This is a genomic window from Caballeronia sp. Lep1P3, from assembly GCF_022879595.1.
Lineage (GTDB): Bacteria > Pseudomonadota > Gammaproteobacteria > Burkholderiales > Burkholderiaceae > Caballeronia.
Window position 1 is genome coordinate 1,866,019 of record NZ_CP084265.1, and the last position, 13,170, is coordinate 1,879,188.

Below are 13,170 nucleotides of genomic sequence, written 5' to 3' on the forward strand. Positions count from 1 at the left end.
TGCTGCAGTCGTGCTGCTCGCGCGTTGCAATGCCTTCGATATTAGGCAATCGCGCGCGTTCCGTCTTGCGCGTTCGCGACATGCTTCAACGGGCTTTCCAGCGCCTTCACGCCGCGTCGGGCGGCTCGATCAACGCGCCGCCGCGCGGTTCGTCGAGCGCGCCGCGCTGCTTTTCGATCCATTTGCGGCGCTCCTCGCGCGGCGTCACGCCGAAGCGGTCGCGATACGCGTTCGAGAAATGCGCCGCCGATGAAAAGCCGCACGCGAGGCTGATCTGCACCACGGATTTGCTCGTGCGCTGCAGTTGCGTGCGCGCTTTGGTGAGCCGCAGGTTGAGGTAGTACTTCGACGGCATCGCGCCGAGATACTGACGAAAAAGCCGCTCCAGTTGCCTGCGCGAAATGCCGATCAGATTCGCGATTTCATCGGTGGCGAGCGGGTCTTCGATGTTCGCTTCCATCAGTTGCAACGCGTCGTAGAGACGCGGATGGCGCTCGCCGGGCGCGGTCACGAACGGAATGCGCTGCCGCTCGGTGCCCGCGCGCAACGCGCCGACGCCGAGCGAATCCGCGATGCGCTCCGCGAGATCCTGGCCGTGATCGCGCGCGATCATCGCGAGCATGAAGTCGATGCTCGCCTGCCCGCCGGAACAGGTGGCGCGGTCGCGATCGATTTCGAAAATCTGCTGCGTGACGATCACGCGCTCGAATTGCTCGGTGAACTGCTGATACGTCTCCCAGTTCACGGCGACGCGGTACTGCGCGAGTTGGCCCGCCATCGCGAGCCACCAGACGCCGTGATGAATGCCCGAGACGAGCGGCGTGCGCGGCGCCACGCGCGCGAGGCTCGCGAGAAAGAGCCGGTAGTCCGCGAACTGCTGATAGCGTTCGGAGAGGACGATCAGCCAGTCGCACTGGATGGCGTCGTTGAAGGCGCAATCGGCGGGAAGCTGCGCGCCGCCCGACAGCGGCACGGCACGGCCGTCCCACGAACAGATGCGCCATCCGTAGAGACGATGACCGTCGATTTCATTGGCGAGACCGAGCGTGTCGATGACCGGGCCGATGGCGCTCATCGACACCGGCGGGAGCGCGACGATCGCCACTTGCAGCGGCCCGCGCGCCGCGCCCGATGCATTCGCCACCTTACTGCCCACGCTACTTGAGACTGCCGGATAGGAACTGCCGCAGACGCTCGCTCTTCGGCGCGGTGAGCACGTCGGCGGGCGCGCCTTCCTCTTCCGTGCGCCCTTGATGCAGGAACATGACGTGATTCGACACGTTGCGCGCGAAGCCCATTTCGTGCGTGACGACGATCATCGTGCGCCCTTCTTCCGCGAGCCTTTGCATGACCTTCAGCACTTCGCCGACGAGTTCGGGATCGAGCGCGGACGTGGGTTCGTCGAAGAGCATGACATCGGGGTGCATCGCGAGCGCGCGCGCGATCGCCACACGCTGCTGCTGCCCGCCCGACAGATGCGACGGATACTGCTTCTCCACGCGCGGCGGCAGGCCCACTTTCTCCAGATACTCGCGCGCGCGTTCCTCGGCTTCCTTCTTCGTTATGCCGAGCACATGAGTGGGCGCTTCCATCACGTTCTCGATGGCCGTCATGTGCGACCAGAGATTGAAGTGCTGAAAGACCATCGCGAGCTTCGTTCGCACGCGCTGAAGCTGCTTGTGATCGGCGACATCGAGATTGCCGTTGCGGTCGGTCTTCGTGCGAACCGTTTCGCCATCGACGACGATCTGCCCCGCGTTCGGCTTTTCCAGAAAATTGATGCAGCGCAGGAACGTGCTCTTGCCGGAGCCGCTCGCGCCGATGATGCTGATGACATCGCCCGCGCGCGCCGAGAGCGAAACGCCCTTCAACACTTCGTTGTCGCCGTAGCGCTTGTGTATGTCCTCGGCGACGAGTTTCGTCGCGGCGGTCGCGACGTCTTTGGCTTTCGGCTCCAACGCTTTCTCCTCGGGTGATGACAGGGTGCCCGGCACGGCTTCGAATTTTACCGCTCGTCAGCCGCGCGCCGGGCCCAGGTAGGCGAGCCAGCGCCGCTCGGCGCGCCGGAACGCGGCCACGAGCGCGAACGAGATCGCGAGATACAGCAGTGCCGCGATGCCGAACGATCCGAACGACTCATACGTGGCCGAATTCGCATCGCGCGCGACCTTCAGGATATCGGGCACGGTGGCGGTGAACGCGACGGTCGTCGCGTGCAGCATCAGGATCACTTCGTTGCTGTACAAAGGCAAGGCGCGGCGCAGCGCGGACGGCAGGATCACGCGGCGATACATCGTGAACGCGCCCATGCCGTAGGCGCGCGCCGCTTCGACTTCGCCGTGCGGAATCGAGCGGATAGCGCCGGCGAAAATTTCGGTCGTGTAGGCGCAGGTGTTCAGTGCGAACGCGAGGACCGCGCAGTTGAATCCGCTGCGAAAGAACGCTTCCAGCAAGGAGTGCGTGCGCACGAATTCGAGGCTGTACAGGCCCGTGTAGAGCAGCAGCAACTGCACGTAGAGCGGCGTGCCGCGAAAGACATACGTGTAGATTCGCACGGGCGTCGAGAGCCAGCGGCGCTTCGAGACGCGGGCGCACGCGAGCGGAACGGCCGCGCAGAATCCGAGCGCGATGGACGCGGCGAGCAGCCACAGCGTCACGACGAGGCCCGATGCGCGCATGCCGTCGGAGTACAGGAAAGGACGCCAGTATTCGGCGAAGATCGAGAACATGGACGTGGCTCCGTCGTCAAAGCTCGGCGTGACGCACGCCGATCGAATAGCGGCGCTCGAGCGCCATCAGCACGACATTCGAGGCGGACGTGATCGCGAGATAGATCAACGCCGCGACGAGGATGAAAAAGAACATGCTGAACGTGCTTTTGCCCGCATCCTGCGCGGCCTTCACGACATCGGCGAGACCGATGATCGACACGAGCGCGGTCGCCTTCACGAGCACCTGCCAGTTGTTGCCGATGCCCGGCAGCGCGAAGCGCATCATCTGCGGGAAAAGAATGCGGCCGAACACGCGCATGCCGCTCATGCCGTAAGCGCTGCCCGCTTCCAGTTGGCCGCGCGGCACCGCGAGAAACGCGCCGCGAAAGGTCTCGGTGAAATACGCGCCGTAGATGAAGCCGAGCGTGAGCACGCCGGCCGTGAAAGGATCGATGTCGAACTGGTCCCAGCCGAAGGCATCGGTGAGCTGATTGATCGCGATCTGGATGCTGTAGAAAAGGAGCAGCATCAGCACGAGATCGGGCACGGAGCGGATGAGCGCCGTGTACGCGGTCGCGACGCCGCGTAAGACGCCGTGCCGCGACAGTTTCGCCGACGCGCCCAAAAGCCCCAGCAGCACGGATACCGCGAGCGACAGAATCGCGAGCGCGAGCGTTTCCTTTGCGCCCGCCCAGAGTAGCGGGCCGAAGCCATGCAGCGACAAAAGCGCCTCCTTTGATGTCGGCGGAAGGCGCAGCGCCTTTCCTGACTGGCGGCAATCGTCGCAAGACGAAACCGATCGTTCAAACGGCGCGCGGTCTTTTTATTGCGACGCAGCATGACTGCGCGCCCGGGCTGGCGCGGCGGTCTCGCCCGCCCTTGAACGGCGGTCAATCGCGACAGCCGTGAAAACCCGCATGCGCGCGCCGGACGAAAACCGCGCGTTTGCGTCGCTTTTTCGATAGCCGCGCGCGGGCCTCAGTGATGGCTCACTCAGCGTCACTCGCGCGCGAGGCCGCGCACGATCTGCACGACATGCCCGTTCGCCACCGCGATGTCGGGGCTTTGCTGAAGGAGCGGCAGGAAACGCTCGGCGAAAGCGGGCTCGCGCGTGTCGGCGCGAAACATCGCGATGACCGCCTTCGCGTGCTCGATGCGCGCGTCGGGCGTGGCGTCTTCGTCGTCGAGCACGTCGTCGATGGCGGCGATCAGCGTCGACAGCGGCGAGAGCCAGCGAAACGCCGAGCCGTTGATCACGATCTGCAGGAACTCGCCCGGCGATACCGGCCCGAATTCGGCTTCGTGCGCCGCGCGCAAATGCGCGAGGATCGCGCGATGCAGCGCGAGCAGCGGATGCCGCACGTCGCGAAGGAAGGAAACGGCGGTGTGATCGTCCATGAGCGTCGTCCGTGAGTAATTAGCCTGCGCGCGTCTTGCCCGCATAGCGGATGAATTCGGCGGCGGTCAGCGGCGGCGAGAAAAGCCAGCCCTGGCCCGACTGCGCGCCGCGCGCCTGCAGATACGCGGCCTGTTCCTCGCGCTCGATGCCCTCGGCGATGACCTGCACGCCGAGCGTCGCCGCCATGTCGATGATATGCGAGGCGACGCTGCTCGATGCCGCGTCCTGCCCGACCGTATCGACGAACGACTTGTCGATCTTGAGGCCGTCGACGCGAAAGTTCTGCAAGTGCGACAGGCTCGAATAACCGGTGCCGAAGTCGTCGAGATAGACAGCGTGGCCCGCGCGCCGGAACGCACTGATGACTTCCTTCGCGGCCTGGGCGTCGAGAAAGCCGCGCTCGGTCGCCTCGATGCGGATCTGCTGCGGCCGCACGCCTTCGCGTGCGAGCGCGGGGACGAGCACGTCGAGAAAGCGCTGCGTCGTGAGATCCGGCGCCGAGAGATTCACGGAAACGTAATACTCCGCGTAGCGCTTGAGGAAGTCGCCGAGTTCGAGCAGCACGGTGTCGAGCACCTGATCGGTGATCGCCTGGATCAGCCCGCGATGTTCCGCGAGCGGAATGAAGTGATCGGGCCGCACGATGCGGTCGTGATGCTTCCAGCGCACGAGCGCTTCGGCGCCGACGCAGCGGCGCGTCGCGAGATCGACGATCGGCTGATACGCGACGATGAACTGGTGCCGCCGCACGGCGTCGCTCAACTGTCCGCGCGGCGAAAGCCGCCTCACGATGAAATAGCCCGCCCAGCCCGCGCACAGCAGGCCCATGGCGACGCCGGCGAGCAGCCATCCCCACGGAAGCGTGCGCACGCGTTGACGCCACGTCTCGCGCGGCACGCTGACGACGACCGCGAGCGGCATCGACGCGGAGCGGCGCACGGCCACCGACGCGCAGTCGAGCGCGGCCGGCGGCGCGCGGTAGACGGCGAGCATCGCGGCGGGATCGGCCGCATCCGTGCCCGCGATGATGCGCCGCGCCTCCGTGTTGATGACGGCGAGACCGGTGACTTGCGCGCGCGCCGTGTCGATGCCGTCCACGTAAAGCGACGGGTCCGCCGCGACATAGAAGCCGTCGCGCCCCATCACGAGCGATCTGCCGCCGCCCGGCAGACGCGCGAGGCCGTACCACGCGCTCACGCCATCGCGGGAACGCCAGTCGGGCGCCGGCAGCGTGAGGCCTTCGGGCGCGCCCGCCGACACCGCGCCGAGCAGCGACGAGCACTGCCAGCGGCCGTCGCGGTCATACGCGCCGGCATCGCGGGCCGGGCCGTGTGCGAGCGCGATGCGCCTGAGCGCGCGCAGATACGGCGCCGAGCATGGCGCGTCGCTCACCTTGCCGATGTCGCCGAGCGCAACCGACAGGCGCCGCGTGAGATCCTCGGCGCGCACGAGCGCGGCATCGGCAAGCGCGTTCAGGCGCTCGACGCGCGCCTGCCGCTCGCTGCGCGCCGCGTAGATGAGGCCGGCGACCGCTGGCGCGAGCGCCGCCATCGTCACCGCGGCGACGAGGAGCGCCCCGATCACGGCACGTTCGAGTCTGTTCATTGCGTGTTATGGTCCGCCGCGCGAGACGTATCGCTCGCGCGCTGTGGTGCGCCTGGTTCGCGGCGGCTTGCGAACATCGAGTGCATCGCCCGGAAGTGGGGAAGCCGCTGCGCGCGGGACGCGCATGCGGCATCGTGGACAAACGGCCTAGTGTAGGGGCGCGCCATTGCGCGATTCAACGTTTTAATTCGGCTAAAAGTCGCGCGTTTCGTGGGCTGGCGCACGGCCCGCCGGCCAAATCTTTGCCTGTCGTCTGGCTGTCGTTTGCCGCTCTGTTCGTGCTTTCTTCGCCCCGCGCGCGACGTGAGAAAATCCCATCCATCCGACTCGGCCCTCCAAGCACCATGACATCGACGAACGCCCGTGCGCCCGTCATCCGCGACGCCGCCTCCGGCGACTTCGAAGCCATCGCGCGCATCTATTCGCACTACGTGCTGCACGCGCTCGCGACTTTCGAGGAGAGCCCGCCTTCCGTCGGCGAGATGCGCGCGCGGCATGCCGCGACCATCGCGGCGGGCCTGCCGTACCTCGTCGCGGAAGTGGATGGCGAGGTGGCCGGCTACGCGTATGCGTCGGCGTATCGGGCGCGCTCCGCGTATCGCCACACCGTCGAGGATTCTGTCTATGTCGCCGATGGCTTCGGCGGGCGCGGCATCGGCTTCGCGCTGCTTTCTGCGCTCATCGCGCGTTGCGAGGCGGGACCGTGGCGGCAGATGATCGCGGTGATCGGCGGCAGCGGCAACGCGGGTTCCATCGCGTTGCACGCGCGGCTCGGCTTCGAGCACGCGGGCGTGCTGCGCGACGTGGGTTTCAAGCTCGGCCAATGGGTCGATTCCGTGCTGATGCAGCGCCGCCTCCGCGCGCCGGCCTGATTTCGCCTGTCCGTTTCCCTTTCGAAGTCACCCGCCTTGCCGACCTACACCCTCGCCTCTCCCGTCAGCGCTGAAATCGATGTGCGCAAGAGCCGCTTCATCGCGCTCGCGCTGCCCGTTGCCGATCGCGACGCCGCCATGCGCGAGATCGGACGCCTGCGCGCCGAACATCCGGCTGCGACGCATGTGTGCTGGGCGCTGCTCGCGGGCGGCCAGTCGGGCATGTCCGACGACGGCGAGCCGTCCGGCACGGCGGGCCGGCCCATCCTCGAGGTGCTGCGGCACCACGAAGTGGACGGCGTGCTGGCGGCGGTCGTGCGCTACTACGGCGGCATCAAGCTCGGCGCGGGCGGACTCGTGCGTGCCTACACCGACGCGATCGCCACCGCGATGCAGTCGGCCGAGCGCATCGAACGCATCGAGCGCGCGCTGCTCGACATCGAAACGGACTATGCCGACGAAGCCCGCGTGCGCCGCTGGATCGAGCAACACGATGCGGAACTCGTCGAGAGCGCTTATGAGATGACCGTGCGCCTCGTCGTGCGCATGCCCGCCGCCGCGCGCGAGCCGGCCGCCGCCGAGTTGCGCGATCTCACGCATGGACGCGCGAGCGTCGCGCCGCGCGCGTGAGCGAGGCCCGCGTTTTCACGATGACGGTCGCGCCGCGCGGCGATGCGGTCGAGGTCCGGCCCGGCGAATCGCTGCTGGAGGCGGCGCTTCGCGCGGGGCTGTCGCTGCCGAGTTCGTGCCGTAACGGATCGTGCCGCGCGTGCATGTGCCGGCTCGATTCGGGCGAGGTTGAATATCGCATCGACTGGCCGGGGCTCACGGTCGAGGAAAAGTCGCAAGACTGGATTCTTCCCTGCGTGGCGCTCGCGCGCTCGGACGTGACGATTCACCAGCCCGAGGCGGCCGTGCGCGAGACGGTCGAACGCCCGCGACATCCGCGAGGCTTCTGAAGGGCCGGGTTATTCGGGATTTGTCGTCTCGATTCAACGACCTACGATGTGAGTCCCGAGTCGGGCGAAGCATACTTTCGTGGAAAGGGGATGCAGCCCGGCTCTCAAAAAGTGTACAATTGCGCTTTGCCCCAATTTCTGGCAGGGCCAGATCAACCGAGATTTCAATGACTAAAGTACTGTTGAAAGAGAACGAGCCTTTCGACGTCGCCATGCGTCGTTTTCGTCGTACCGTCGAACGCACGGGCCTGATTCAAGAGCTCAAGTCGCGCATGGCGTATGAGAAGCCGACCACCGAGCGCAAGCGCAAGAAAGCTGCTGCTGTCGCTCGCCTGCGCAAGCAGATCCGCCGCGCGCAGTTGCCGAAGAAGTTTTATTGATCGATTGCCAGGTCGATTGACGCGGGGTCCACTACTCTCGTCTTTCGTGTCTCGGTGTCGGTCGATTGGCCAGAGGGAACCGGTCGCGGTTTCGTCAGGCGGGCGATGAGCCCACGGGCGGAAGGTCGCGGATTGCACGCCGGGTTCGGATAGGCCAGCAGATTCAAAGGAAAGCCTGCATGAGCGAATGCTCATGCAGGCTTTTCGTGCTTGGGGACTTGGGTTGGCGTTCTTTGGTAGTGCTGCGTTGTTGTTGCGGAGAGGCGAGAGCGTCGTCGGTCGCGGCGCAAGGCGAGCGTTCCGACGGTTGTTCTTAGAGTTGCGCGGTTAACTGGAAGCCTACCGTGACGCGGGAAGTCGGGAAGGCCGAAGGTTTGTAGATCGGCGTGCCGGCGAATAGCTCATAGCTCATGCCGACATACTTCGTCGGCAGCCCGCCGCGGATTCCCACTACCGCGCCGACCAGCTGCGTTCCCGCCAGAAAGGCGGTGTTTGGACCGAACACGCGTCCATAGTCGATGCCCGCGTAAAGCGCTTGCCCCGTCTTGCCGATCGGCGCCTGCAGTTCGTTGCGCCAGTAAAAGCCGCGTTCGGCGGCCAGCATCTGCTCACCGTCGAAGCCGCGCACGGTGTAGCGACTGCCGATGGTCAGGTCGTCGATTAAGTTCAGCGTGTCGTTCGTGTATTGGCCGTGAACGGTTGTGACGTAGCGCAGTGTTTGATTCGCCACCGCGAACGGCACCGACAGGTTCATATCGAGCACCGCCATGTGAAAGCGGTAAGTCGGGCCGCTCGGCTTCGTCGCGGGCGTCGGGGCGATCTCCGGGTCGTAAGGCAGCGATGGATCGGGCTTCGCGCCAAACGCGCCAATGCCCTGCCGGTACGCGAGCGTGCCGTCGAACTGTGCGCCGCCGAAGTAGTGCCGATCGGTCGCGCCGAGTTCGAGGAACGTGTTGTTGCGGCGTTGCAGTTCGATTTCCGTATCGTCGATGAAGCTCGCGCCGAAACGTTTCGACAGTTGCGCGTAGCCGCCGAAAACATCGTTCTGGCTTCGACGCAGTACGCGCGCGATTTTGACGCCTGCCGTCTGCGCATTGCCGCTCGACACGAACGTCTGGTTCACGCCCGCGATCTGCTGGTAGTACGTGTTGGTGTTGCCGAAGAGCGTCGCGGTCCAGTAGCCCCACGGCGCGGAGTACGAGCCGTTGAAGCCATGCGAGCCGAGCGCTTTGTCGCCTAGTTCGAGGTCCTGATTCGCGCCGAGGGTGACGATGTCGTTCAGCCCGAGCGGGTTGTCGATGCCGAGGCTGACGTTGCCTTGCAGCTTGCCCGTCGCGCGGCTGCCCGAGTTGTCGACGGACGCGACGAGCGACCACGGTTTCGAGCGCTTGACCGTGAGCACGACATCGCTTTCGCCCGGTAACTCGGTCGGCTCGATCTTCATGTCGACGTCCTGACTCGCGACACGCTTCATCTGTTCGAGGCCTTGTTCGAGGTCGCGCAGGTCGAGCACGTCGCCGGTTCTCGCGGGGAAGGCGGTCTTCCATGTCCCCCATGAGAGCGGTTCGGCGAAGCGGATGTCACGAATGACGCCGGGAACCAGCGCGAACTTGAGCGCACCACCCGACAGGTCTTGCTCAGGCAACAGCACGCGCGTGGTGATGTAGCCGTGGCTCAGGATCGTCTGCTGCAAGCCTTTGGTCAGCAGGTTCACGCCTTCCTTGCCGATGCATTGGCCCTTGTAGTGGTCGAGCCATTGGCGCGCGAAGGCGAAGGCGTCGAGCGGCAGCGCGGAGGCACCTTTCGTTCGAAGCACTTCGGGAAGTGTCGTCGGGACGTCGAGCGAGAACGTGTCGACGCGAAAGCACGGGGTTTCGTGCGGCAGCTCGGGATAGTCGGCAACCCTTGAGACTGTCGAGCGCGCCGCAGGCGCCTGCACGGCTGTCTCGCGCTGCTGCGCCTCGCGTTGCTGCTGGATTTGCTGGTTCTGCTCGGCGTTGGCTCGTGCGGCGGCGGCTTGGTCGGCGGGCGTCGGCGTTTGTTGCGCGTGAACAGCGAGGGATATCGAGGCTGCAAGCGGGAGAACCGCCAGCCAGTTTGTTACTTTCATGGTCTAACTGTTTTGATTCGAAACTTCAAACAAAAGGCCTAGTTCGGCATGGGCTGACGCGAATGCCCGCGCACGGTCGACCGTTCCACAACGTCTCGTAGCTGAGTTGTGTGCGTCAAGTTGTGCAGAAACCGGATGCCGGTGGTTTCAGTTGATCCTTCTGTGCGGCATGCGGCGCGAAGGGCGTAGCCCGCAGCGCCGCACGCTCGCTATGCAGCAGCGCGCAAGAACTCCTTTTTCTGCTCGGCCAGCAAGGCCATGTTCAGATAACGGCTGTCTTCCAGCCACGTTTCATGCGTTTCGCTACACAGGGCCCTGATCAGCCGAAGGCATGACGCATCGTTTGGGAAGATGCGCACGATACGCGTGCGGCGCCGGATTTCCTCATTCAGCCGCTCCAGCATGTTGGTGGACTTCAGGTGCTTGTGATGCGCGCGGGGCAACCGGTAAAACGTCAACGTCTCAGCGATGTTGCCTTCGACCCAGTCCACCAGCTTCGGATATTTGCCCTGCCACTTGCTGATCCACGCTGCCAGATCTTGTTGCGCTTCCTGCAAGTCGCGACGGTCGTACATCCAGCGCAGCTCCTGCAGGCAGTCGTCGTCGGCCTTGCGCGGCAGATAGTCCAGCGCGTTGCGCAGGAAGTGGACGTAGCAGCGCTGCCAGGCGGCTTCCGGGAGCACCTCACCGATCGCCTTCTTCAGCCCCGCATGGTCGTCCGAGGCGACGAACTCGACGCCTGACAGGCCGCGCTTCTTTAGCGCCAGAAGGAACTCCTTCCAACTCGACTGGCTTTCGCGGTTGGCCAACTCCACAGCCAGCACCTGCCGGTGGCCTTCCCAGTTGATGCCGATGGCGATCAGCACCGCCTGCGAACGGATCACGCCCGACTCACGCACCTTCTCATAGCGCGCGTCGACGATCAGATACGGATACGCTTCTTCGAGCGGCCGGTGTGCAAACTTTGCCAGCGTTGCATCCAGCCCTTTGTTGATCGCCGAAATCGCCGAGGCCGAAAAGCTGTGACCGCACAGCTCTTCGGTAATCGCCTTGACCTTGCGCGTAGACACACCCTGCACGTACATTTCGGCCAACGCCGCCACCAACGCCTTCTCGCTGCGCGCATAGCGCTCGAACAGCGCCGTTGAGAATTCGCCATGTCGATCACGCGGCACGCGCAGCTCGAGTTTGCCGATGCGGGTCACCAGAGCGCGGCCGTAGTAGCCCGCACGATAGCCGCTTCGCGTCTCGCTGCGCTCATTGGGCGCCGCGCCCAGCAGCTCTGTCATTTCCGCTTCAAGCACTTCCTGCAGCGCATCCTTCATGAGCGCCTTCATCAGGTCCCGGTCGCCGGCAACCAGCGCTTCCGCTGGCGGCCGGTTCGTAATACGCTTGGTCGTGGCCATGGCGTAAGCCCTCCCGAGGGCAGGTTGACGAACTGGACATTCATCAACTTACACCACGGCCACCCCTGCCTCTGCGCTCCTGCCGCCTCAGCGTTTTTGCACATTCTTCTGCACACTACCCGTAGCTGGAAGGCGGCTCGTGTCAAGCACGAACGGCCTTTGCCCATTCCGCATATCCGGCTCGTGGGCGAATGGCTTGGAGCGGCCCTGTTCGAACCGCGAAGTCGCGTGTGCGGGCATGTGGGAGACGGCAAGCTCATCACTACGCCTGGTTGAATGACGCTATAACCAACGAACCCAGCGCAAAACTGGGTTCGTCGTTGCTTTAGCAAAGCCGGTCAGCGCCTTCTATCAATCCGTTGGCGATTCCCATCATTGGAGCCTGTCAGATTTTCTGTGTGCCGAGGTCATGAGACGATAAGGGAAATAACGTCCTATGACCGAAGCAATCGTGACAAAGAAGAGTAAGAACCCGAAGGCACCGAAGCTGTTTCCCGATGAGCTGATCGACCAGTTGCTGGCCCAGGTGCAAGGCAAGGATGCTGAGGCGGTCCTGGGCGAATCAGGTTTGGCCGGCCAACTTAAGAAACAGCTGGCCGAGCGCATGCTTGCAGCCGAGTTGAGTCACCATCTGGAAGCCGAGACCGAGCAAGGCCAGTCCGGTAACCACCGCAACGGCACCAGCCCCAAGACGGTGCTCACGCCCAATGGCGAATTGATGCTGGATATTCCGCGCGACCGGCAAGCGACATTCGAGCCGCAATTGGTGGGCAAGTATCAACGCCGACTGCCGGGCTTCGATGACCACGTCATCAGCATGTATGCGCGCGGCATGAGCGTGCGCGAGATTCAGGGTCATTTGCTGGAGCTGTACGGGCTGCAGGTGTCGCCCGATCTGATTTCCACGGTCACCGACGAGGTGCTGGCCGAGGTCGAGCAGTGGCAGCAACGCCCGCTCGAGGCCATGTATCCGATCGTGTACTTTGACGCGCTGCGTCTGAAGATCCGCGACGAAGGCACGGTCAGGAACAAGGCGGTCTATCTGGCGCTGGGCATCCGCGCCGACGGTCGCAAGGAAGTGCTGGGCTTGTGGATCGAGCAAACCGAGGGCGCCAAGTTCTGGCTGAAGGTTTTCAACGAACTGAAGAACCGCGGCTTGCACGACATTCTGATCGCGGTGGTCGACGGCTTGCGCGGCTTCCCCGAAGCGATCGAGGCAGTCTATCCGGCCGCCCAGATCCAGACGTGCATCGTGCATCTGATCCGCAATTCGCTGAATCTGGCGAGCTGGAAGGACCGCAAGCCGCTGGCTGCCGCGATCAAGCCGATCTACCAGGCCGCCACCGCCGACGCGGCGGCAGCGGCACTCGACGCCTTTGCGGGCAGCGAGTGGGGCCGCAAATTCCCTACCGTCGCGGCGATGTGGCAGCGCCAATGGGAGCAGGTGATCCCCTTTTTCGCCTATCCGCCCGAGGTGCGTCGAATCGTATACACGACGAACGCGATCGAAAGCATGCACATGCAGTTGCGCAAGATCGTCAAGAATCGCGGCCACTTCCCAAGCGACGAAGCCGCCAGCAAACTGCTCTATCTGGCCTTGCGTAACATCGAGAAGGACTGGAAGATGCCGCCTATCACCTGGCGACAAGCAGTGAATCAGTTCGCCATTCTGTTCGGCGAGCGCTTCACCAGCGCCATCAGCTGAGATTCCCAACCGGCCTCAGCACA

The 13,170-nt window shown here is 64.5% G+C and carries 12 protein-coding genes and 1 pseudogene; 5 read left to right on the top strand and 8 right to left on the bottom strand.

Features of this window, described 5'->3' with window-relative positions; translation table 11 throughout:
- Positions 1-106: 106 nt before the first annotated feature.
- The 6 genes from LDZ27_RS08800 to LDZ27_RS08825 all read right to left on the bottom strand — a co-directional run bounded on the left by LDZ27_RS08800 (position 107) and on the right by LDZ27_RS08825 (position 5,715).
- A complete protein-coding gene (locus LDZ27_RS08800) occupies positions 107-1,075 on the bottom strand; it encodes a GlxA family transcriptional regulator (RefSeq protein WP_244816094.1) in 969 nt (322 codons plus the stop codon).
- Positions 1,076-1,157: 82 nt separating this feature from the next.
- Positions 1,158-1,958, bottom strand: coding sequence for an ABC transporter ATP-binding protein (locus LDZ27_RS08805; protein ID WP_244813736.1), 801 nt, complete (start codon positions 1,956-1,958; stop codon positions 1,158-1,160).
- A 57-nt stretch (positions 1,959-2,015) separates the two neighbouring features.
- Positions 2,016-2,729 (bottom strand): ABC transporter permease, encoded by a 714-nt coding sequence (locus LDZ27_RS08810; RefSeq protein WP_244813737.1) that lies wholly within the window; start codon positions 2,727-2,729, stop codon positions 2,016-2,018.
- A 16-nt stretch (positions 2,730-2,745) separates the two neighbouring features.
- Entirely contained in the window at positions 2,746-3,435 is a 690-nt protein-coding gene (locus LDZ27_RS08815; RefSeq protein ID WP_244813738.1) for an ABC transporter permease, read from the bottom strand.
- 275 nt (positions 3,436-3,710) lie between these two features.
- Complete coding sequence (locus LDZ27_RS08820) at positions 3,711-4,109, bottom strand: hypothetical protein (protein WP_244813739.1); 399 nt, start codon at positions 4,107-4,109, stop codon at positions 3,711-3,713.
- A 19-nt stretch (positions 4,110-4,128) separates the two neighbouring features.
- Positions 4,129-5,715 (bottom strand): EAL domain-containing protein, encoded by a 1,587-nt coding sequence (locus LDZ27_RS08825; protein WP_244813740.1) that lies wholly within the window; start codon positions 5,713-5,715, stop codon positions 4,129-4,131.
- Positions 5,716-6,059: 344 nt separating this feature from the next.
- Between LDZ27_RS08825 and LDZ27_RS08830 the strand changes: the two genes are divergently transcribed.
- The 4 genes from LDZ27_RS08830 (at position 6,060) to rpsU (ending at position 7,926) form a co-directional block, all read left to right on the top strand.
- Positions 6,060-6,587 (top strand): GNAT family N-acetyltransferase, encoded by a 528-nt coding sequence (locus LDZ27_RS08830; protein WP_244813741.1) that lies wholly within the window; start codon positions 6,060-6,062, stop codon positions 6,585-6,587.
- A gap of 36 nt (positions 6,588-6,623) precedes the next feature.
- Positions 6,624-7,217 (top strand): YigZ family protein, encoded by a 594-nt coding sequence (locus LDZ27_RS08835; RefSeq protein WP_244813742.1) that lies wholly within the window; start codon positions 6,624-6,626, stop codon positions 7,215-7,217.
- Complete coding sequence (locus LDZ27_RS08840; RefSeq protein ID WP_244813743.1) at positions 7,214-7,546, top strand: 2Fe-2S iron-sulfur cluster-binding protein; 333 nt, start codon at positions 7,214-7,216, stop codon at positions 7,544-7,546. The genes LDZ27_RS08835 and LDZ27_RS08840 overlap by 4 nt, the downstream gene beginning before the upstream one ends.
- A gap of 167 nt (positions 7,547-7,713) precedes the next feature.
- Entirely contained in the window at positions 7,714-7,926 is a 213-nt protein-coding gene (gene rpsU / locus LDZ27_RS08845) for a 30S ribosomal protein S21 (RefSeq protein ID WP_006999077.1), read from the top strand.
- A gap of 313 nt (positions 7,927-8,239) precedes the next feature.
- On the opposite strand, the gene LDZ27_RS08850 is transcribed toward rpsU, so the two are convergent.
- Together LDZ27_RS08850 and LDZ27_RS08855 are read right to left on the bottom strand one after the other, a co-directional pair.
- Complete coding sequence (locus LDZ27_RS08850) at positions 8,240-10,036, bottom strand: ShlB/FhaC/HecB family hemolysin secretion/activation protein (RefSeq protein ID WP_244813744.1); 1,797 nt, start codon at positions 10,034-10,036, stop codon at positions 8,240-8,242.
- Positions 10,037-10,245: 209 nt separating this feature from the next.
- Positions 10,246-11,349, bottom strand: a pseudogene (locus LDZ27_RS08855) (IS256 family transposase); the annotation flags it as partial.
- Between the two features lie 529 nt (positions 11,350-11,878).
- On the opposite strand from LDZ27_RS08855, the gene LDZ27_RS08860 reads away from it, so the two are divergent.
- Positions 11,879-13,147: an IS256 family transposase gene (locus LDZ27_RS08860; RefSeq protein WP_244813746.1), complete on the top strand. Its 1,269-nt coding sequence runs from the start codon at positions 11,879-11,881 to the stop codon at positions 13,145-13,147.
- The last annotated feature ends 23 nt before the right edge of the window (positions 13,148-13,170 follow it).